Origin of the sequence: Nonomuraea sp. CA-218870 (assembly GCF_050936535.1) — a bacterium.
In the GTDB taxonomy this organism is placed as follows: domain Bacteria; phylum Actinomycetota; class Actinomycetes; order Streptosporangiales; family Streptosporangiaceae; genus Nonomuraea; species Nonomuraea corallina.
Map to the genome: position 1 here is coordinate 5,897,179 of NZ_JBNJMN010000001.1, position 20,475 is coordinate 5,917,653.

A 20,475-nucleotide genomic window follows, 5' to 3' on the forward strand; every position below is an offset into this window, starting at 1 on the left:
CGGTAGGCCGCGGAAACCTCGGCGGTACCATGCGGGAGCAGGTTGTCGCCTATCCCCGTGAGGCTGCTGATGGCCACCCCGACAGGATGGCGGCGAGATGGCAATCTGCCGGCGGAGCTGACGAGCTTCGTGGGGCGGACCCGCCTTCTCGCCAACCTCAAGCGGCACCTCGGCGAGTCACGCCTGGTCACCGTCACGGGCATCGGCGGAGTCGGCAAGTCGCGGACCGTGCTCCGGCTGGCGCACCAGGTCCGCGGCCTGTACCCCGACGGCGTCTGGTTCGTCGACCTGGCCCGGCTGCAGGACGCGGGCATGGTCCGCCACACGATCGCCTCCTCCCTCGGCATCGCCGACCGGTCCTCGCGCGCCGAGTCCGAGACCCTGTCGGAGTGGGTCGGCGACCGCGACATGCTGCTCATCATCGACACCTGCGAGCACCTCGTGCAGGGCTGCGCCGAGCTGGTGCACGAGCTGCTGGAGGCGGCGCCCCGCCTGAAGGTGCTCGCCACCAGCCGTCAGTCCCTCCACCTCCCCTATGAGCAGGTGGTGCCGGTGCCGCCGCTGCAGGTGCCCGACGACAGTCCGCTGGCCGACCTGTTCACCAGCGAGTCGGTGCAGCTGTTCGCGTCCCGGGCCTCGGCCGTCGCGCCCGACTTCGTGCTCGACGAGCGCAACATCCACGCGGTGGCCGAGCTCTGCCGGCGGCTCGACGGCATCCCGCTCGCGATCGAACTGGCGGCGGTGCGGCTGCGGGCGCTGTCGGTGGAGCAGATCCTAGGGCTGCTGACCGACCGGTTCAGCCTGCTGGCCGGGGCCAGCCGCACCGCCCTGCCGCGCCACCAGACGCTGCGCGCGGCCATCGGATGGAGTCACGAGTTGTGCGAGCCGGCCGAGCGGTTGCTGTGGGCGCGCCTGTCGGTGTTCGCCGGCGACTTCGAGCTCGACGCGGCCCGTTACGTCTGCTCCGACGACCGGCTGCGGTCCGAGGACATCACCGACCTGGTGACCGGGCTGGTGGAGAAGTCGATCCTGCTCATCCAGAGCAACCACGCCGGGGTCCGCTACAAGCTGATCGACACGCTGGCGGAGTACGGCGAGGAGTGGCTGGAGAAGCTCGGCCAGACCCAGCTCATGCGCCACAAGCACCTGCAGTACTACCTGAGCCTGGCCACCCGCAGCGAGGACGCCTGGTCGGGGCCGCGCCAGCTCTACTGGTTCATCCGGATGCGGCAGGAGCACGACAACGTACGGCTCGCGCTGGAGCACGCCCTGCGCACCCCCGGCGAGACGATCATGGCGCTGACCCTGCTGTCGTCGCTGTGGTTCATGTGGGTGTGCTGCGGTTTCGTGCGCGAGGGCCGGCTCTACCTGGAGCGGGCGCTGGAGGCCAACCCCGGCGTGAGCAAGGAGCGCTGCAAGGCGCTGTGGGTGCTGTCCTACGTGCGCAGCGCCCAGGGCGACAGCGCGGGCGCGCTGGAGGCGGCCGAGGCGTGCAGCACCGAGGCGGTGCGGGTGGGCGACTCGCGGGCGGTGATCCTGGCCTCCAAGATGCAGGGCACGGCCGCGCTGCTCCAGGGCGACCTGCAGAAGGCGAGCGCGCTGCTGGGCGTGGCGATCGAGTTCAACACCGACAACAAGGAGCTGAACCCGGGCCTGCTGCCGGCCATCGTCGAGCTGTCCCTGGTGCTGCTGGCGCAGGGCGAGGATCAGGAGGCCGAGCCGCTGCTGCGGGACTGCCTGCAGGTGTGCCGTGAGCGCGGCGAGCTGTGGGTGAGCTCGTACGCGCAGTGGGCGATGGCGCTGACCAGGCTGTCCACCGGCCGGGCCGACGAGGCGCTGCACAGCGCCCGCGAGGGGCTGCGGATCAAGCGGCACTTCCACGACATCCTCGGCAGCCTGCTGTCGCTGGAGACGACGGCGCGGATCTTCGTCGCCCTCGGCCAGGCGCGGACGGCCGCGCTGCTGCTCGGCGCGCTGCAGCACAACTGGAGGACGGCCGGGCTGCCCATGCTGGGCGCCCCGTTCCTCGCCGGCGACCACGACCAGTGCGTCAAGGAGTGCCAGAAGGCGCTGGGGGACAAGGTCTACTGGGCGGCGTTCGAGGAGGGCGGGAGGCTGGACCTCGACGAGGCGTCCGCGCTCGCGCTCGGCGACCTGGAGGACTCCTCCTTCTGAGCCCGGCGCCGGTACGGGGGCGGGCTCAGACGACCTGCGGCCAGCGGGTGCCCGTCGGCCAGGCGTGCACGTACCTCGCGCTGGCCAGCGAGAACTCGATGTGGCCGCGTACCCAGTGTTCGAGGCCGCGCACGTACCTGCGGACCGGGGGCGGCGCCCAGGCGCCGAGGCGGGCGCGCCGCTCGACGAAGGCGTGGACGGCCGTGACGTGCATGCCGGCGACCTCGTGCAGGGCGTCCTGGAGGGGCAGCCTCCGGTGCGTGGCCAGCACGGTGACCAGGTTGTGCCGGGCCTTGTCGTTGTCGCGTTCCTTGGCGTACGAGAGCAGGTCGTTGTCCCAGCCGATGAGGTCGCAGGCGAGGTCCGACAGGGCGCGCACGTCGGGGTGGTGCCATTCCTCGGCTTCCAGGCGGTAGCCGCCGCCGACGTCGATGAGGGCGAAGCAGGTGAACGTGGCGCCGGTGATGCGGCGCATGAGGATGTAGTCCTCGGGGGTGGGGATCAGATCGGCCTCCCGGTTGGCCGCCTCCCAGACCTGGGCGAACAGGTACTCCTTGACCGTGGTCCGCCAGCGGTCGACCTGGGCGGGGGTGCCGAGCTCGGCGATGCGGTCGAGCAGCTCGCGCAGGGCGAGGCCGAACGGGTCGGCGGGGTCGGGGTCCCTGCGCCTGTCGAGGACGTCGAACAGGGGCGGCAGGGCACGGGCCAGGGCCGAGGCCCGGTGTCCCATCAACTCCCCTTCGCAGAACGCGTCGTCGAAGGCGAACAGCCAGTTGTACCAGTCGCTGATCAGCCTGAGGCTCGCACGGGGCACGGCGGGATTGGTCCGGGCGGCGAGCATGCCGATCTGGGAGCGCCGGAAGTGCTCGACGGTGTCGGCTCCGGCGAGCAGGGCGGAGGCGGCCAGCCACTGGTGGCTCTGGGCGTCGATCTCGGCCGCGTGCTCGTTGATCTCACTGGGGAAGGGGCACGGGAGCGGAGGGATACGGAGCGGTCCTCCACCAAAGGAATGCTCGGAAGTAGCCACCCCCACAGCATGACGAGCGACTCCCTGAAAGGCCACACTAGGCCACTATCCTGCAATTTCTACATATTTCATAATATACGATATTTCACGGCGAATAATGGAGAAAGTTATCGCCAGTGCATATCGGCACCGCTCTTGACCGGCGCGGCCGGGCCGCGCCCGAGGCCCGGCCCGGCGGCCCTGACCACGGCGGACGCCCACCAGGAGCGCGGGTGGAGCCCCGCCCCGCCCGTCCTTTTCCGGCGGCCCTGAGGCGCGTACGGGTCGGACGGTCCCTGTCCCGGCGTGACCGTGATGAGCCGCGAGCATCAGCAAAGTGTCACCTTCGCCGTCGGCCGGGGCCGCCGCCGCCTGCGCGCCCCGTGACCTCCGCGCCACCCGCTCCGCCGCTCCTCCGGGGCCCCGGATCCGCCGAACGCGGACTCCCGGCGCCTCGATAGGGTGCCCTGCACGGAATCGTTCCGGCTCACCGTGGGTTCTGGATGTGAGTACCTAGGGAAAGGCTGTCCAACGTGTTCGACCCGACGGATCTCTACAGGCTCGCCGAGGATCTGCCCGAGCTGACCGATCCGGTGTTGCTGTATCACTTCGACGGTTTCGTGGACGCGGGCGCGGCCGGGCGGCTCGCGCTGCGGCACGTGCTGGACGAGCTGGAGCACCGGGTCGTCGCCACGTTCGACGTGGACCGGCTGCTCGACTACCGTTCCCGGCGACCGGTCATGGTGTTCGACACCGACAGATGGACGGAGGTCGAGACCCCGGAGCTGGTCGTCCACAGCGTCAAGGACGCCACGGGCACGCCCTTCCTCCTGATGACCGGCCCCGAGCCCGACACCGCGTGGGAGCGGTTCATCGAGGCCGTCGGCACGCTCGCCGACCGGTTCGGGGTGAGCAGGATGGTGACCGCGCACGGCATCCCGATGGCGGTGCCGCACACCCGGCCGCTGGGCATCACCATGCACGCCAGCCGGCCGGAGCTGATGAACAGCGACCAGGCGAGCACGTTCGGCCGGGTGCAGGTGCCGGGCAGCGTGGCCGCCCTGATGGAGTTCCGGCTGGGCGCGCGGGGGCGCGACGCGATCGGCTTCGCCGTGCACGTGCCCCACTACCTGGCGCAGGCGGAGTACCCGACGGCCGCGGTCGCCGCGCTGGAGGCGGTCACCAGGAGCACCGGGCTGGTGTTCCCCCTCGACGGCCTGCGCGAGGCGGCGCGGCGCACGACCGTGGAGATCGAGGAGCAGATCAACGCCTCGGCGGAGCTGTCCAGCGCGATCAGCGGCCTGGAGCAGCAGTACGACGCGTTCGCGGGCGGCGCCGAGCGGGAGAACCTGATCGCCGAGTCCACCCCGATGCCGACCGGCGACGAGCTGGCGGCGCAGTTCGAGCGGTTCCTGGCCGAGCGCGACGACGACTGATCACCTGGGTAGCCTGGGACGATGGAGGAGATCCGGGTCGGGCTGATCGGCTACGGCACCGCCGGGGCGGTCTTCCACGCGCCGCTGATCGAGGCCGCCGCCGGGCTGCGGCTGGCGGCGGTGGTCACGCGCGACCCCGGCAGGCAGGCCGAGGTGTCCGCCCGCTACGGCGCCCGGCCGGTCTCCGACCCCGCGGCGCTGTGGGAGCTGTGCGACCTGGTCGTGGTGGCCTCGCCCAACCGGACGCACGCGAGCCTGGCGGCCGAGGCCCTGGAGCGGGGCAGGGCGGTCGTGGTCGACAAGCCGTTCGCGCGCACCGCGGAGGAGGCCCGCGCCGTCACCCGGCTGGCCCGTGAGCGGGGCCTGCTGCTCACCGTCTTCCAGAACCGGCGCTGGGACGGCGACTTCCGCACCGTGCGCGCGCTGGTCGCGGCGGGCGCGCTGGGCGAGGTGCGGCGGCTGGAGTCGCGCTTCGAGCGCTGGCGGCCCGTGCCCAAGGGCGGCTGGCGCGAGACCGGCGGCCCCGGCGACGCGGCCGGGCTCCTCTACGACCTGGGCAGCCACCTGATCGACCAGGCGCTCGTGCTGCTCGGCCCCGTCACGCACGTCTACTGCGAGAGCGACGTGCGGCGCGCGGGGGTGGCGGCCGACGACGACACGTTCGTGGCGCTGACGCACGCGAACGGGGCCCGCTCCCACCTGTGGGCCTCCGCGGTGACCCCGAGCCTCGGACCGCGCTTCCGCGTCCTCGGCTCGACGGCCGCGTACCTCAAGTACGGCATGGACGCGCAGGAGGAACGGCTGCGCGCCGGGCGCTCGCCCGGCGCGGCCGGGTTCGGCGAGGAGGACGAGGAGCGCTGGGGAGTGCTCGGGGCCGGCGACGACCTGCGCGAGGTGCCCACCGAGCCCGGCGCGTACCTCGACTTCTACCGGGGCGTGGAGTCGGCGCTGCGCGCCGGCGGGCCTCCCCCGGTGACCCCGGAGAGCGCCGTGGCGGCGCTGGAGGTGATCGAGGCGGCCCGCCGGTCGGCCGCCGGGCACGGCGTGGTGCGGATCGGCTAGTCGCGCAGGCGGGCGCGCATCGCCTGGCTGTCGTCGTCGGTCCAGCCGTGCCGGGCCAGCCAGCCGAGCGGGCCGTCGAACCTCTCGTCGAGCACGCCCAGGAACTGCTCGATGTAGCGCGGGCGCGGCATGTGGTCGTCGGCCGGGCGCGAGTCGAGGTCGTCGCGGTAGGTGGAGCTGGCCCGCAGGCGGCGCAGGATGAGCTCCAGCCGCTCCCCCGTGGCCGCGTAGTCGGCCACGATCGCCTCACGGGTGGCGCCGGCCACCTCCAGCGCCAGCGCGCACAGCACGCCGGTGCGGTCCTTGCCCGCGGCGCAGTGGACGACGGCGGCGCCGTCGTCGCGGGCCATGGCGCGCAGCGCCCGCACCACCGCGTCCGACCGGTCGCGCAGGTAGCCGTAGTAGAAGCCGGTGACGCGCAGTTCCGCGTCCGCCTGGCGCTCGTGCCAGGGCAGCACGCGGTCGGCGTCGATGGTGTCGGCCTCCACGTCGGTGCGCCGGCCGCCCTCGGGGAAGAGTGTCAGGTGGTGGTGGGTCACCTCCGGCACCGCGGCCAGCGGCCCCGGGCCCTCCAGCGTCACCTCGGCCGTCGAGCGCAGGTCGACGACGTGGCGGAGCTTGAGTTCGCCGACCAGCCGTGAGACGTCGCCCGTGGTCAGCCCTTGCAGGTTGTCGGACCGCAGGATCCGGCCGAACCGCGTGACTCCGCCGTCACGCGTCGGAATCCCGCCCAGGTCACGGACGTTGACGGCACCTTCGAGATCGATCCATCTGCTCATCGCGTTCACCCCGTCGACCCTATATGTCGGGCAAAGATGAGCGGATTCGCGGTTCATGAAGCAGCATGAGCTTATGGATCCACGCGCTCTGCCCCCACGGCTGGTGATCGATCCATCGCTGCCCCCGGACCTCTCGGTCGAGCTCCGGTCGAGCCCGCACGTGCTCCGACTGGCCAGGTCCGGCTGGCGGATGGACAGCTCCCGCAACCTCACCTGGCTTTTCGTCGTGCCCGGCCTCCTGCTGCTGCTGTGGATGACGGCCGGCACCGCGCCGGCCGTCGTCACCGCCGTCGCCGCCGCCGCCATCGGCCTGCTGCGCTGGCTGACCGGCGCGTACCACAGGGACACCCGCCGCAAGCTCCGCCTGGCGTACGAGCACGCCGACCGCTACATCCTCCCCGAGGACCTCGACTACCCCTGCCAGGTGCTGCTGCGGCGGGCGCAGCGGGCGGCCGAGACGATCCTCGGCTCGCGGGTGCACCGGGCCGGGCTGATCGACACCATCGACAACCGGGTGACGCTCCCCGAGGAGGTCTGGCAGATCGCGCAGCGGCTGCGCAAGCTCTCGGCCATGCACGCCGAGCACAGCAAGATCGTCCCCAAGGAGCTCCCCACGGGACTGCAGGACGCGTTCAAGCCGTACAGCACCGCGCTGGACGCGGCCTGGACGTCGCTGTCGAAGCGGGTGCGCAACCTGGAGCAGTACGCCAAGCAGGTCGTCAAGGCCGACAAGGTGTTCCACGCGCACCAGCGGCTGGAGGCGCTGGCCGCGCGCACCCCCGACTACCAGGCCCTGATCGCCGACACGGTCCGCGACGACCTGGCCCGCGCGCATCTCAAGGAGCTGACCGAGCAGGCCAGGCACGCGCGCGAGCTGTTCGAGGAGAGCATCCACGAGGCCAGGCGGGCGGCGGGCGAACTGCTCAGGCCCCCGCACGCCTGAGGCGGAAGCCGACGGGGCGCGGCCGGCGGCGGCCGTGCCCCGTCGTCCTCGTCAGAGGCCGACCACGGTGCAGGTGGCCGTCGCCGACTTGGCCGGGTCGCTCTCCGAGGTGGCGGTGAGCTTGACCCGGGCCAGCTTCGCGCCGCCGGAGCCGCGGACGGCGTTGACGGTCACGGTCCGCTTGTCGCCGAACTCGACGGCGGCGAGCGCGTTGGGCACCTGGGCGGTCCAGCCCTGGCCGGACACCTCCGCGGTGAGGCGGTAGACGTCGGACTTCAGGTATCCGCTGACGTCCTCGGGGTGCTGCCCCTGCGCCGGCGCGGACCTGCCGGTGTTGAACAGCGGGAACCTGCAGGTGGACAGGTTCTTGCCGGCCGGGACGCCGGCGCCGGGCAGCAGCCGCACGCCGCGCCGCTGCGGGCCCGCCCCGTCGAGGGAGCGGATCGCCACGGTGTAGGACAGGATGCCCTTGCGGTCACGGTGCACGTCGGTGATGTAGAAGTGCAGCCGGTTGGCCTCGTCGACGTACTCGTACTCGCTGCCGGAGTCGGTGCCGGCGTGGAAGAGCGCGTCGGAGAGCTGCCGGTAGTCGCCGATCGTGATCGGCACCTCGGTGCCGTCGGGCAGCACGTAGTCGGTCATGCCGATGTCCTGCGGGTTGGCGTCGATCACCCACTCGAACGGGGCCCGGTCGGCGTTCTTGGTCTTGGCCAGGAGCACGCCGGAGTCGGGGGTGAACGAGTCGCTGCCCATCCGGTCGACGACCTCGACGGTGTAGTTGTCGTAGCCGCCGCCGTCGCACAGCGGGTCGGTGTTCGGGTCGCAGGCGGGGCTCTTGTCACCGGTGTCGAAGGAGATGTTGACGCCGGCCAGGCCCTGGTCGCCGGGCTGCACGGCGCGGGCCGTCACCCTGGCCGTCACGAGGCCGGACTCGTCCAGCGCCTCACGCGACAGGCGCAGCACGTTCCGCTCGTCCACCATCTCCAGCTTGATCTTGTTGCGCAGCATGTGCTGGGCGCCCATGGACGCGCCCGCGGTGGGCGGGATCAGCCAGCGGGAGTGCGGTCCGCCCGGCCCGTTGAAGCTGCCGCGGCTGAGCATCTCCCAGATGCCTGTGTACGCGCGGCGCGGCGGCACCCCGTACGGGTTGTTGTAGTTGTCGGCGATGCCCATGATGTGGCTCAGTTCGTGGGCGTAGACCGCCATGCCGGAGCTCTCGGCCTGCACCGAGTCGACGCCGAACCGGGCGTTGGGCCAGAACGTGGAGCCGGCCTGCCAGGAGGTCCACTCGACGTAACGGGTCCTGGACCAGTTGGGCAGGGCGGGGTCGTTCTCCGGGCCCCACTCGTCGGGCACGTCCTCCTTCGTGGGGAACTTCATCATGCCGAACTCCTGCCAGGTGGACGACTCGTCCTGGCCGGCGCTCACGTAGAAGACGAAGTCGAACTGGTCGGCCACCTCCTGGCCGACGTCGGCCAGCCAGGCGGCGTTGCCGTCGGTGCGCAGGTTGCGGTTGCAGGCGTCGCCGGCGGGGCAGGCGTCGCGCTGGTACTCCAGGGCGTACTCGTGGTCCTTGCCGGGCATCGTGTACGGGCCGAACCCGGTCAGTTCGACGCCGTAGCGGCCGCCGGAGTCCTCCATCCAGTACTCGTGGATGGTGTGGCCGCGGTTGAGCTCGTTCGGGGTGTTGAGGAAGTCCTGGTAGAACTTGGCGACCTGGTCGCGGGGCACGTCGTGGGCCTCGGCGCTGGGGTTGCCGAAGATCGTCGAGCCCTGCGGCCGGGTGACGACGAACGCCTGGTTCGGGTAGTCGAGCAGCACCAGGGCGCCCTTGAAGGTGCGCACCGAGCCCTTGGCGTCCGGGTCGTTCCAGTTGGTGCCGGGCACCTTCTTGTAGTCGGCCCACGTCATGTGGTCCGGGTTCTGCCAGTTCTGGGGGTCGATCGGGGTGATGCCGGTCGTGGGCCGGGCGCGCCGGGCGGCGGGGTTCTCCGCCGGCTCGTCACGCTGCCAGGGCTGGGTCTGCGGCCAGTGGCCGAGCCGCCAGGGGTGCTCGGGGTCTGCGGGGGGTTCTGCGGAAGCGGGCGTCGCCATCAGGCTCATCGGAATCAGCACGATGGCCGACAGAACGGCTCCCAGCAGCTTTTTCGGGACAATCACGGCTCGACGGTATAGAGCATATTGACCGAGATCACCGTTCAGTTGTAGGGAAGACGTGGGAGCTTGCTCCCTACAAATGATGAAAAGTCCTGATCAAGGGGCACTTGTGGCGGATCTTCAGCGGATCGTCGACGACCTCGCGGCTCGGCTCGGCCGCCCGCTGCTGCTGGAGGACCGCCTGCAGCGGGTGGTCGCCTACAGCGAGCAGAACGGTCCCATGGACGACGTCCGCCGCGACTCCATCCTGCGCCGGCACACCACGCCCGAGGTACGGCAGTGGCTGCGCGACGCGGGGGTGCACGACGCGCAGGAGCCGCTGCGCACCCCGGGCGCGCCGCCTCTCGGGCTGCTGCCGCGGGTGTGCGTCCCCGTCCGCCACGAGACGGCGCTGCTGGGGTTCCTGTGGTTCATCGACGCGGGGCCGGCCATGTCCGGGGCACAGGTCGCCGAGGCGGCCGGGGCCGTTCCCGCGGTGGCCCTGGCGCTCTTCCACGAGAGCCTGGCCACCGGCCTGGCCTCGCACCGGGAGCTGGAGGCGGTCACCGGGCTGCTCATGGGCGAACGGGAGTCGGCGGCCCAGCTCATCGAGGCGGGCGCGTTCCCGCAGGCGCAGCCGGTGACCGTGCTGGTGGCCAGGCCGCCGGCGGGCGAACCGGACGACGCGCTGCGCCTGGCGCTGGAACAGGGGCTGCTGGCGCTGCGCCGGCGGCTGAGCGGGCACCACCCGCTCCACCTGGTCCGCTACGACCACGCGGCGCTGCTCGTGGCCGGTTCCCCGGTCGCCGCCGACGAGGTGCACGCGGCCATGTCGGTGCCGGTCGTGGTCGGCATCGGCCGCCCGAGGCCGGCGCTGGCCGAGGCGGCCGGGTCCTACGCCGAGGCGCGGCACGCCGCGGACGTGGCCGCCCGGGTGCCGGGACTGGGCCGCTCGGCCCTGTGGGAGCGGCTGGGCGTCTACCGGATGCTCACCCGGCTGTCCGACTCCGAGCTGCACCCGGGGCTCGAACCGCTGCTGGGCGACGTGCAGCACCTGCTGCTGCTGGAGACGCTGGAGACGTATCTGGACCTGGCGGGCAGCGCCGTCGCCACCTCGCGGGCGCTGCGGCTGCACCGGACCTCGCTGTACTACCGGTTACAGCGGGTGGAGGAGCTGGCCCGTACGGACCTGAAGGACGGCGGGGAGCGGCTGGCGCTGCACCTGAGCCTCAAACTGGCCCGGCTGTCCGGCCGTTACCGGCCCCGCGACCCGATCGGCTGATGGCGGAGGCGAGCAGGCCGGGCATCCCGCGGGCCGTGCTGGAGAACGCCTAGTCTCGACGGGTGCGAAACACGCGATACGCCCCTTCTGGGATGGTGTGCACCATCGATCATCTCGCGTCCGCGGCCGGCGTGACCGCGCTCGACCGCGGCGGGTCCGCGGCCGACGCCGCGATCGCCGCCAACGCCGTGCTCGCCGTCACCTCGCCGCACATGTGCGGGCTCGGCGGCGACCTCTTCGCCCTCGTCCACGACCGCTCCGCCCCGCCGCCCGGCGACGGAGCCGCCGAAGGAGCACCCGGCGGGACGGTGCGCGCGCTCAACGCCTCCGGGCGGGCCGGGTCCGGCGCGGACGCCGGGCGGTTGCGCGGCGAGGGCCACCGGCTCATGCCGCACCGGCTGGACGTCAGGTCCGTGCCGGTGCCGGGCTGCGTGGACGGCTGGCTGGCCCTGCACGCCCGCTACGGCAGGCTCCCCCTGGCCGAGCTGTTCGCCCCCGCGATCCGGCTGGCCCGTGACGGCTTCCCCGCCTCACCGCTGCTGGCGCCGATGGCCCGGGACGTGGCGGACCGCCCCGGCGCCGCCGATCTCGCCGGGGTCCGGACGGCCGGCGACCGCGTCCGCAGGCCGGGCGTGGCCCGCGCGCTGGAGGCCGTCGCCGCGGACGGGCGCGCCGGGTTCTACCTGGGCGAGTTCGGCGAGGGCCTGCTGGAGCTGGGGGCGGGCGAGTACACCCGCGCCGACCTGGAACGGGCGCAAGCCGACTGGGTGGAGCCGCTGCGGGTACGGGCGTTCGGCCACGACGTGTGGTCGGCCCCGCCCAACTCCCAGGGCTACCTGCTGCTGCTCTCGCTGGGCATCCTGGACGGGCTGGACCTGCCGCCCTCGACCGCGCCCGCCGCCTGGGCCCATGTCCTGGCCGAGTCCGCCCGCGCCGCCGCGCACGACCGCGTCGCCGTGCTGCACGAGCACGCCACCGGCCTGCTCTCCCCCGCCGAGATCGAGCGCCGGCGCGCGTCGGCCGGACGGCGGGACCTGCCGGTGCCGGCCGCGGACGGCGACACCACGTACCTCTGCGCGGTGGACGGCGACGGGCTCGGCGTCTCCCTCATCCAGTCGAACGCCTCCGGTTTCGGCAGTTACCTGTTCGAGCCCCGTACCGGAATCAACCTGCACAACCGTGGTATCGGCTTCTCCTTGGAGCCCGGCCATCCCGCCGAGTACGGCCCCGGCAGGCGTCCGCCGCACACGCTGACGCCCGCGCTCGTCACCCGCCCGGACGGTTCGCTCCGCGCGGTCGCCGGCACGATGGGCGGTGACGCGCAGCCGCAGATCCTGCTCCAGGTGCTCACCAGGCTGTTGCGGTACGGGCAGGATCCGGGAGCGGCGATCGCGGCGCCGCGCTGGCGGTTCGGCAGCGGCACCGGCTTCGACACCTGGCGCCGCGCCGACGGGGCCGAAGGTGCGGTGGTCGAGTTGGAGGACGGCACCGGCTGGCAGGACGGGCTGGCCGCGCTCGGCCATCGGGTGTCGCCGGTGCCCGGCGGGGCGTTCGGTCACGCGCACCTCATCGAGGTGCTGCCGGACGGGATGCTGGCCGGGGCCGCGGACCCGCGTTCTCTCACCGGCGCCGCGATTGGGCGGTGACGAGCGGGGTAGCCACGGTCGCCATGGCAACCGACGTCATCACCCTGATCACCGACGATCACCGTAAGGTCGAGACGCTCTTCGAGCGGCTCAAGAAGGAGGAGGGCGACGCCCGGGCCACCGTGGCCGAGCTGCACGCCCTCCTCACCGCGCACGCCCGCGCCGAGGAGGACCGGGTCTACCCCGACCTCGACGCGAAGGCGCACCACGGCCTGGAGGAGCACAAAGAGGCCGAGGTGCTCCTCGACGAGCTGGTGCGGGCGACCCCCGGCACCCCGGCGTTCCGGCAGACGCTGGAGAAGCTCGTCGAGGCGGTCACCCACCACGTCGAGGAGGAGGAGAACGACCTGCTGCCGCAGCTGGCCCGCAAGGCCGGCGACAAGCGGCTCCAGGAACTGGGCGAAGCCTTCGCCCGGCGCCGCGACGAGGAGCTGAAGGCCCTGAGGTCCGTGCACGACCCCGGCGGCGACGCCACCAAGGCGGAACTGTACGAACAGGCCCAGAAGGCCGACATCCCCGGCCGCTCCCAGATGGACAAGGAAGAACTGCGCGAGGCAGTACGCGAGACGCCGTAGGGGCAGGGGGCCCGGCGGCGGGCGGTCAGCTCAGGCGGCGCAGGGCCGGCAGCAGCGCGTGCAGGTCGTCGGCGATCACGTCGGCGGCCTCGCGCGCTTCCGGCCGCGCCGCGTGCAGGTAGCCCCAGGGGCCGCGGCGCAGCAGCGCGGTCCGCATCCCGGCCGCGGCGGCGGGGCGCACGTCGTTGTCGAGCCGGTCCCCCACGTACAGGATCTCGCCCGGCTCGCGGCCGGCGACCGCCGCCACCTTGGTGAAGAACCCGGGCTGCGGCTTGGACACCCCCCACCCCTCGGACGTGTGCACCGAGTCGACGGGCAGGTCCATCGCCATCAGCGCGTCGTAGGCCCGCTTCGGCTGGTTGCCCGCGAGGATCACCTGGTAGCCCGCCTCCCGCAGCGCGCCGAGCGCCTCCCGGGCGTCGGGATAGAGGTCGTCGGCGTCGAAGTGGTTGCGCAGGCTGTCAGGCTCGTCCCGTTCCCAGGCCGCGATCTCGGCCTCGACGTCGAACCCGGGCCGCAGCAGCTCGAACCCCTCGCTGAAGGAGTGGTCCAGCGCCGCCATCCCGCCGAGCACGCCCATCAGCAGGAACCTCGGCACCCCGAGCCGGTCGGCCCACCGCGACCAGATCCGCGTCTCGTCGATCACGGTCTCGCCGACGTCCAGCACCACAGCCTTGATCATCAAAACCATCCGTCCAACGGGAAATTTCCTCCACTGTACGAGCCGGGTACGCGACTCGAATCCATGGAATACTGAGCGTGGCGAATCGAGCACGAAGGGACATGTTCATGGCGACCATGACCATCCGCGAGCAGGAGCCCGTCGCCGGAAACGACGCGCCCCATACCGCCAGGGAGCTCTTCGATGCCCTACCCCCCTCCCCGGCCTACGGGCAGAGGTGGTCGAAGGGAAAATGATCGTGAGTCCCATGGGCAGCCCCGAGCACGGCTGGATCGCGGCCGACCTGCACGACGCGCTCCTCCCTCTCCGAAGGGAGCACGGATGGCGAGGGTCTGTCGGCAGCGTGAACGTCTGCATCGAAGGCCCGCGAGACTCCTGCGCCCCTGACTACACGCTCGCGGCCCCCGACTGTCCTCGTCGGGGCCAGTTGGAGTTGCTCTCCTCTGGTGTCCTCATGGTGGCCGAGGTGGTCTCGCCGGGCAGCGCCCACATCGACCGTCACGAGAAGCCCCGGGTCTACGCCACCGGCCGAGTGCCGGTCTACCTGCTCATCGACCCCATCGGCGACGAGCCGGGCGTGACCGTGCTCAGCAAGCCCGCCGACGGCGCCTACGCCATGACCACCAGGGTCACCATGGGCTCTCCGATCACGCTGCCCGCGCCGATCGGGTTCGAGCTGGACACGTCGATCTTCAAGGGCTGAGCCTGTCCATCGCCTTGGTGATGCGTTTCTCCGACACCGGGGTCGGCGTGCCGAGGGTCTGGGCGAAGAAGCTCACCCGCAGCTCCTCGATCATCCAGCGGATCTCCGTCACGTCGGGGTCGGAGCGGCGGGCCGGCGGCAGGCGGTCGAGCAGGTCCTGATAGTCGTCCTCGACCTTGTGGACGCGGTCCATCCACTCCTCGTCGCGCCACGGGTCCTCCGGCAGCTTGGTGAGCCGGCGGTCGACGGCGCGCAGATAGCGCAGCACGTCGGGCAGGCGGGCGTGGCCGGTGGCGGTGACGAAGCCGGGGTAGACGAGCCTGCCGAGCTGGTCGCGGACGTCGTCGGTCGCGGCGCTGGGGCGCAGCGCGTCGAGCTGGATGCCGGCGGCGTGCCACACCGTGAGGATCTGCTCGACCCGGCCCAGGATGGTGGCCGCCGTGTCGTACAGCTCGGCGCGGACATGCTGGTAGAGGCGGTCGAAACCGGCCGGGTCCCAGGCGGGGCCGCCCAGGTCGCGCATGAGCTTGTCGGCCGCGGCGTCGACCACGTCGCCGAAGAGCGCCACGGCGCCGCCGTGCGGGCTGCGCGACAGGGCCAGCTTGGCCTGGTTGGACAGGCCCGACAGCAGCGGCTTGGCGGGGTTGGCGACGTTCAGCAGCAGCAGGCGGCGGGTGCCGGCCCAGTGGGAGCGGCGCTGCTCCGCCTCCGTCTCGAAGATCTTGACGGACACCGAGTCGCCGGCGTCGACGAGCGCCGGGTAGCCCTTCATCCGGCCCTGTACGAACACCTTGGGCAGGGTGCCGAAGCTCCACGTGCGCAGGCCGGTGCGTTCCAGGTCGTCGCCGGCCTCGGAGAGGGTCTTGCGCAGGCGCGGGGCGAGGCGGCGCTTGAGCGCCGCGAGGTCCTTGTCCTCGGCGAGGGTGCGCTTGCGCTCGTCGATCACCCGGTACGTGATGCGCAGGTGGTCGGGCACCTGGTCGAGCTGCCAGGCGTCGCGCGGCACGCGGACGCCGGTGAGCCGCAGCAGCTCGCGCTCGACGGCCTCCAGCAGCGGCTCGGCCCCCGGCCGGGCGTTGGCCAGCACCTGCTTGGCGAAGTTGGGCGCGGGCACGAAGTTGCGGCGCAGCTGTTTGGGCAGCGACCTGATCAGCGCGGTGACGAGGTCCTCGCGCAGGCCGGGGATCTGCCAGTCGAAGCCGTCGGAGGTGACCTGGTTGAGCAGGTGGAGCGGCACGTGCACGGTGACGCCGTCGGCGTCGGCGCCGGGCTCGAACTGGTAGGTCAGCTTCATCCGCTGGCCGAGCTGCCGCCAGGTGTCGGGGTAGTCACGGGTGCTGACGTCGGCGCCCTCGTTGACCAGCATGTCGGGCGAGAACGTGAGCAGGTCGGGCTGTTCGGCGCGGGCCTTCTTCCACCAGGAGTCGAAGTGGCGGGCCGAGACCACGTCGGCGGGCAGCCGCTGGTCGTAGAAGTCGAACAGGGCCTCGTCGTCGACGAGGATGTCGCGGCGGCGGGCGCGGTTCTCCAGCTCCTCGACCTCGCCGAGCAGCCGCCGGTTGTCCTTGAGGAACTGGTGGTGGCTGTCCCAGTCGCCCTCGACGAGCGCGTGGCGGATGAACAGCTCCCGCGACAGGTCGGGGTCGATCCGGCCGTAGTTGACCTTGCGCCCGACGACCAGCGGCACCCCGTACAGGGTGACCTTCTCGTAGGCGATGACCGCGCCCTGGTTCTTCTCCCAGTGGGGCTCGGAGTAGCCGCGTTTGACGAGGTGCTGCGCGAGCGGCTCCACCCAGTCGGGCTCGATCTTGGCGTTGACCCGCGCCCACAGCCGCGAGGTCTCCACGAGCTCGGCGGACATCACCCACTGCGGCTGCTTCTTGGCCAGCGCTGAGCCGGGGAAGACGGCGAAGCGGGCGTTGCGCGCGCCGAGGTACTCCTGGATGGGCCTGCGGCCGTCGGAGGCGCGCTGGCGGTCCATGACCTCCTTGACGCCGACGTGCGACAGCAGGCCGACCAGGAGCGACTTGTGGACCAGCTCGGGGTCGGCGGGGTGGCTGTTGGGGTGCACGCCGAGCGCCTGGCGGATCTGGCTGTAGATGTCCTGCCACTCGCGTACCCGCAGGTAGTTGAGGAACTCGGACTTGCACAGGCGGCGGAAGGCGCTGGAGGAGAGCTCCTGCTGCTTGTCCCGCAGGTGGTTCCACAGGTTGAGGTAGGTGAGGAAGTCGGACTCGGGGTCGGCGAAGCGGCGGTGCTTCTCGTCGGCCTGCTGCTGCTTGTCGGCGGGGCGCTCGCGCGGGTCCTGGATGGACAGCGCGGCGGCGATCACCATGACCTCGCGCACGCAGCCGTTCTTCTCCGCCTCCAGCACCATGCGGCCCAGCCGGGGGTCGACGGGGAGGGTGGCGAGCTTGCGGCCGATCGGGGTGAGCTTGCCGTGGGCGTCGAACGCGCCGAGCTCGTGCAGCAGGTTGACGCCGTCCTTGACCTGGCGGCGGTCGGGCGGCTCGACGAACGGGAACGCCTCGATGTCGCCCAGCCCGATCGAGGTCATCTGGAGGATGACCGAGGCGAGGTTGGTGCGCAGGATCTCCGGGTCGGTGAACTCCGGCCGGGCCTCGAAGTCCTCCTCCTCGTAGAGGCGGATGCAGACGCCGTCGGAGGTGCGGCCGCAGCGGCCCTTGCGCTGGTCGGCGCTGGCCTGCGAGATCGCCTCGATGGGCAGGCGCTGCACCTTGGTGCGGTGGCTGTAGCGGGAGATCCGGGCGTAGCCGGGGTCGACGACGTACTTGATGCCGGGCACGGTCAGGGACGTCTCGGCCACGTTGGTGGCCAGCACGACGCGGCGGCCGGTGTGGCGCTGGAAGACGCGGTGCTGCTCGGCGGCGCTGAGCCGGGCGTAGAGCGGCAGGATCTCGGTGTTGCGGAAGTCGGCCTTGGCCAGGGCGTCGGCGGCGTCGCGGATCTCGCGCTCGCCGCTGAGGAAGACGAGGATGTCGCCCGGCCCTTCACCGGTCAGCTCGCGGCAGGCCTCGACGATGCCCTGGGTCTGGTCGTCGTCCTCGCCGAGCGGGCGGTAGCGGACCTCGACGGGGTAGGTGCGGCCGGACACCTCGATGATCGGCGCGTCGCCGAAGTGGCGGGAGAACCGCTCGGGGTCGATCGTGGCGCTGGTGATGATCACCTTGAGGTCGGGGCGCCTGGGCAGCAGCTGTTTGAGATAGCCGAGGATGAAGTCGATGTTGAGGCTGCGCTCGTGGGCCTCGTCGATGATGAGGGTGTCGTACTGCTCCAGCATGCGGTCGTGCTGGAGCTCGGCGAGGAGGATGCCGTCGGTCATCAGCTTGACGAGGGTGCGGTCGGAGGCCTGGTCGGTGAAGCGGACCTTGTAGCCGACGACCTCGCCGAGGTCGGTGTGGAGCTCCTCGGCGACGCGCTCGGCGACGGTGCGGGCGGCGATGCGGCGCGGCTGGGTGTGGCCGATGAGGCCGCGTACGCCCCTGCCCAGCTCCAGGCAGATCTTGGGGATCTGGGTGGTCTTGCCGGACCCGGTCTCACCGGCGACGATGACGACCTGGTGGTCGCGGATGGCCGCCAGGATGTCGTCCTTGCGCTGGGAGACCGGCAGCGACTCCGGATAGCCGATCTCCGGGACCGCCTCGCGGCGGCGCAGCAGGCGCCGCTCGGCGCGTTCGACGTCGGCGAGGATCTCCGCGGTGATCTTCTCCCGCGCTTCCCGGGAGCGCACCCGGCGCACGCCGTCGAGCCTGCGCCGCAGCCGCCGCTGGTCGCGCGGCATCAGGTCGGGCAGGCGGGAGTGGAGCTCGGTGAGTGGAGAGGACAACGCAGGAGTTCCCATACTGACTTCAGGATATTCCGGCCCCGCGTGCCGGGAGCCAACGGCCCATCGTGCCCGACGGGCGCGTCGCGCGCATCTCGAATTATCGACCGTGATCGCCCGCGACCGGCCCACTCTCCCCAGAGTTGCATCGTGGGCGACCACGGTCACCAATGAGACTCCCGGCAGGCGCGAACGGTTGCCTTGAGCGGGGGTCACGTTTTGGTCCGCGGTGTGGCCGGCCCGTCACGTCCCGTCCACGGCCGACCGGGCGGCGCCGATGATGCCCGCCTGGTTGAGCAGCGCGGCCGGGACGATCGGCGTGTCGAGACGGATGTGCGGCAGGAACTTGTCGGCCTTCTTGCTGACGCCGCCGCCGATGACGATCAGCGACGGGGTGAACAGCATCTCGACGTGCTTGAGGTACTCCTCGACCCGGGCGGCCCAGTGCGACCAGCTCAGGTCCTCCACCTCGCGGGCCCGGTCGGAGGCGCGGCGCTCGGCGTCGGTGCCGTGCAGGAGCAGGTGGCCCAGCTCGGTGTTGGGCACGAGCACGCCGTCGACGAACAGCGCGCTGCCGATCCCGGTGCCGAACGTCAGCATGAGCACCACGCCGTGCCGCCCCTGCCCCTTGCCGTACGTCATCTCGGCCGTGCCAGCCGCGTCGGCGTCGTTGAGCACGGTCGCGCCGCCGAACAGCTCGCCCGCGTGTACGCCGACCCACGCGTGGTGCATGTTGACCGCGGTCCGCACCACGCCGTCGACGACCACCCCGGGGAAGGTCACGCCGACGGGACCGGTCCAGCCGAACCGCCGGACGATCTCCGCCACCACGTCGGCGACCGGGCCGGGTTTGGCCGGGCGCGGCGTGGCGATGCGCAGCCGGTCTCGGGTCAGCTCCCCGGTCCGTACGTCCACCGGCGCCCCCTTGATGCCGGTGCCGCCGATGTCGATGCCCAACGCGTCCATGTCCTCTTCACTCCCCGCCGGACGGCGGTGCGACACCGTACTGAACCGGGGTCCCGGCTCTCGCGTATCTCGCGTCACAAGCGCTAACAAGGAGGCACGGATGCGGTTACGCATCATCACGGCCTGCGCTGTCGCGGTCTCGACGGCAGCCGCTCTCACCGTCCCGGCCCAGGCCACCCCGAACAGGAACAGGTTCGACGTCGTCAACCTGGTCTCCGATGTCCGCGGGAAGGCGGCCGTCACGGACCCCAAGCTGGTCAACCCGTGGGGGCTGGCCATGGGCAAGACCCTGTGGGTCTCCAACACCGGCACCGGCACCGCCACCGTCTACTCCGGCCAGGGCAGGAAGGAGAGGACGGAGGTCGCCATCCCCGGCGGCGCCCCGACGGGTCAGGTGTTCAACGGCGGTGACGGCTTCACCGTCAAGGGCAAGGCCGCCACCTTCATCTTCTCCAGCCCGAGCGGCGCGATCACCGGCTGGAACGCCGAGGCGGACCCGAAGAACGCGATCATCGGCGCCTTCACCCGTGGCGCCGACTACAAGGGCCTGGCCCTGGCCGAGACCGACGAGGGCGACGTCCTGCTGGCCGCGGACTTCGCGGGCGGCCGGCTGCACGTCTTCGACGAGGACTTCCGGCGCGTCCGGCTGTCGCGCGCGCAGTTCAGGGACCGTGAGCTCCCGGACAACTACCACCCGTTCAACGTCTCCGTCGTGAACGGGAACGTCTACGTGGCCTACGCCCTGCGCGACGCGCAGACCGGCAAGTCGGTGGCCGGCCGCGGAAAGGGCTGGGTCAGCCGCTTCGACCTGGACGGCCGCCTGACGGGCCGCATCGCCCGCGTCGGGCTGAACGCGCCGTGGGCGGTCACCCAGGCGCCGCGCGGCATGGGCAGGTACGCGGGAGCGCTGCTGGTCGGCAACTTCGGCGACGGCACCATCCACGCCTACCGCGGCAACCGCCACCTGGGCGCGCTGCGCGGGGCGGACAACCGGCCGATCAGCCTGCCGGGCCTGTGGGACCTGGAGCCGGGCACGGCCGCCGCCGGCGGCGAGAACGCGCTGTGGTTCTCCGCCGGCGCCGACGGCGGCAAGCACGGACTGCTCGGCGTGATCCGTCCCGCCGGGACGAGAGCCGCGACGCCGGCGCCCACGCCGACCTCCACCAGGAGCGGCAACCCGTTGAAGTCGCCGTACGGCGGCTACTGAGGCTCTCCCCGACGCTTCCGGCGCGGCCGCCGC

15 protein-coding genes are annotated in these 20,475 nt (G+C 72.0%); 9 read left to right on the forward strand and 6 right to left on the reverse strand.

What is annotated here, in order from left to right; all coding sequences use genetic code 11:
- Nucleotides 1-57 precede the first annotated feature (57 nt).
- Nucleotides 58-2,175, forward strand: a complete 2,118-nt coding sequence (locus ACQEUU_RS28050) for an ATP-binding protein (RefSeq protein ID WP_433071466.1) — start codon at nt 58-60, stop codon at nt 2,173-2,175.
- Nucleotides 2,176-2,200: 25 nt separating this feature from the next.
- Here ACQEUU_RS28050 and ACQEUU_RS28055 read toward each other — a convergent pair whose 3' ends face one another.
- Nucleotides 2,201-3,202 (reverse strand): terpene synthase family protein, encoded by a 1,002-nt coding sequence (locus tag ACQEUU_RS28055; protein WP_433071468.1) that lies wholly within the window; start codon nt 3,200-3,202, stop codon nt 2,201-2,203.
- Nucleotides 3,203-3,714: 512 nt separating this feature from the next.
- On the opposite strand from ACQEUU_RS28055, the gene ACQEUU_RS28060 reads away from it, so the two are divergent.
- Both ACQEUU_RS28060 and ACQEUU_RS28065 read left to right on the forward strand, forming a co-directional pair.
- Complete coding sequence (locus tag ACQEUU_RS28060; RefSeq protein WP_433071470.1) at nt 3,715-4,617, forward strand: proteasome assembly chaperone family protein; 903 nt, start codon at nt 3,715-3,717, stop codon at nt 4,615-4,617.
- 21 nt (nt 4,618-4,638) lie between these two features.
- Nucleotides 4,639-5,679: a Gfo/Idh/MocA family protein gene (locus ACQEUU_RS28065; RefSeq protein ID WP_433071472.1), complete on the forward strand. Its 1,041-nt coding sequence runs from the start codon at nt 4,639-4,641 to the stop codon at nt 5,677-5,679.
- On the opposite strand, the gene ACQEUU_RS28070 is transcribed toward ACQEUU_RS28065, so the two are convergent.
- Nucleotides 5,676-6,458: a tyrosine-protein phosphatase gene (locus tag ACQEUU_RS28070; RefSeq protein ID WP_433071474.1), complete on the reverse strand. Its 783-nt coding sequence runs from the start codon at nt 6,456-6,458 to the stop codon at nt 5,676-5,678. The genes ACQEUU_RS28065 and ACQEUU_RS28070 overlap by 4 nt on opposite strands.
- A gap of 73 nt (nt 6,459-6,531) precedes the next feature.
- On the opposite strand from ACQEUU_RS28070, the gene ACQEUU_RS28075 reads away from it, so the two are divergent.
- The gene (locus ACQEUU_RS28075; RefSeq protein WP_433071476.1) at nt 6,532-7,401 is read left to right on the forward strand and encodes a hypothetical protein; all 870 of its coding nucleotides are present in this window, start codon (nt 6,532-6,534) and stop codon (nt 7,399-7,401) included.
- A 51-nt stretch (nt 7,402-7,452) separates the two neighbouring features.
- Here the strand turns inward: ACQEUU_RS28075 and ACQEUU_RS28080 are convergent, their stop codons facing one another.
- On the reverse strand, nt 7,453-9,561 hold the full coding sequence (locus tag ACQEUU_RS28080; protein ID WP_433071478.1) for a M6 family metalloprotease domain-containing protein: 2,109 nt from the start codon (nt 9,559-9,561) through the stop codon (nt 7,453-7,455).
- Between the two features lie 106 nt (nt 9,562-9,667).
- Between ACQEUU_RS28080 and ACQEUU_RS28085 the strand changes: the two genes are divergently transcribed.
- The 3 genes from ACQEUU_RS28085 (at nt 9,668) to ACQEUU_RS28095 (ending at nt 13,040) form a co-directional block, all read left to right on the forward strand.
- On the forward strand, nt 9,668-10,819 hold the full coding sequence (locus ACQEUU_RS28085; RefSeq protein WP_433071480.1) for a PucR family transcriptional regulator: 1,152 nt from the start codon (nt 9,668-9,670) through the stop codon (nt 10,817-10,819).
- A 62-nt stretch (nt 10,820-10,881) separates the two neighbouring features.
- A complete protein-coding gene (locus ACQEUU_RS28090; protein ID WP_433071482.1) occupies nt 10,882-12,465 on the forward strand; it encodes a gamma-glutamyltransferase family protein in 1,584 nt (527 codons plus the stop codon).
- A 23-nt stretch (nt 12,466-12,488) separates the two neighbouring features.
- On the forward strand, nt 12,489-13,040 hold the full coding sequence (locus ACQEUU_RS28095; protein WP_433071483.1) for a hemerythrin domain-containing protein: 552 nt from the start codon (nt 12,489-12,491) through the stop codon (nt 13,038-13,040).
- Nucleotides 13,041-13,065: 25 nt separating this feature from the next.
- On the opposite strand, the gene ACQEUU_RS28100 is transcribed toward ACQEUU_RS28095, so the two are convergent.
- Nucleotides 13,066-13,722: an HAD family hydrolase gene (locus ACQEUU_RS28100; RefSeq protein WP_433071485.1), complete on the reverse strand. Its 657-nt coding sequence runs from the start codon at nt 13,720-13,722 to the stop codon at nt 13,066-13,068.
- A 232-nt stretch (nt 13,723-13,954) separates the two neighbouring features.
- Here ACQEUU_RS28100 and ACQEUU_RS28105 point away from each other — a divergent pair, with 232 nt between their 5' ends.
- Nucleotides 13,955-14,425 (forward strand): Uma2 family endonuclease, encoded by a 471-nt coding sequence (locus ACQEUU_RS28105; RefSeq protein ID WP_433071487.1) that lies wholly within the window; start codon nt 13,955-13,957, stop codon nt 14,423-14,425.
- Here the strand turns inward: ACQEUU_RS28105 and hrpA are convergent.
- Both hrpA and ppgK read right to left on the reverse strand, forming a co-directional pair.
- On the reverse strand, nt 14,415-18,287 hold the full coding sequence (hrpA, locus tag ACQEUU_RS28110) for an ATP-dependent RNA helicase HrpA (RefSeq protein ID WP_433071489.1): 3,873 nt from the start codon (nt 18,285-18,287) through the stop codon (nt 14,415-14,417). The genes ACQEUU_RS28105 and hrpA overlap by 11 nt on opposite strands.
- A gap of 225 nt (nt 18,288-18,512) precedes the next feature.
- Nucleotides 18,513-19,235: a polyphosphate--glucose phosphotransferase gene (gene ppgK, locus ACQEUU_RS28115; protein ID WP_433071491.1), complete on the reverse strand. Its 723-nt coding sequence runs from the start codon at nt 19,233-19,235 to the stop codon at nt 18,513-18,515.
- A 100-nt stretch (nt 19,236-19,335) separates the two neighbouring features.
- On the opposite strand from ppgK, the gene ACQEUU_RS28120 reads away from it, so the two are divergent.
- Nucleotides 19,336-20,442 (forward strand): TIGR03118 family protein, encoded by a 1,107-nt coding sequence (locus ACQEUU_RS28120; RefSeq protein WP_433071493.1) that lies wholly within the window; start codon nt 19,336-19,338, stop codon nt 20,440-20,442.
- Nucleotides 20,443-20,475 lie beyond the last annotated feature (33 nt).

Coding starts and splice junctions, on each gene's coding strand:
- ACQEUU_RS28065 (WP_433071472.1), top strand. CDS start 4,639: ATGGAGGAGATCCGGGTCGGGCTGATCGGCTACGGCACCGCCGGGGCG.
- ACQEUU_RS28070 (WP_433071474.1), bottom strand. CDS start 6,458: ATGAGCAGATGGATCGATCTCGAAGGTGCCGTCAACGTCCGTGACCTG.
- ACQEUU_RS28075 (WP_433071476.1), top strand. CDS start 6,532: ATGGATCCACGCGCTCTGCCCCCACGGCTGGTGATCGATCCATCGCTG.
- ACQEUU_RS28095 (WP_433071483.1), top strand. CDS start 12,489: ATGGCAACCGACGTCATCACCCTGATCACCGACGATCACCGTAAGGTC.
- ACQEUU_RS28100 (WP_433071485.1), bottom strand. CDS start 13,722: ATGATCAAGGCTGTGGTGCTGGACGTCGGCGAGACCGTGATCGACGAG.
- ACQEUU_RS28105 (WP_433071487.1), top strand. CDS start 13,955: ATGATCGTGAGTCCCATGGGCAGCCCCGAGCACGGCTGGATCGCGGCC.
- hrpA (WP_433071489.1), bottom strand. CDS start 18,287: ATGGGAACTCCTGCGTTGTCCTCTCCACTCACCGAGCTCCACTCCCGC.
- ppgK (WP_433071491.1), bottom strand. CDS start 19,235: ATGGACGCGTTGGGCATCGACATCGGCGGCACCGGCATCAAGGGGGCG.
- ACQEUU_RS28120 (WP_433071493.1), top strand. CDS start 19,336: ATGCGGTTACGCATCATCACGGCCTGCGCTGTCGCGGTCTCGACGGCA.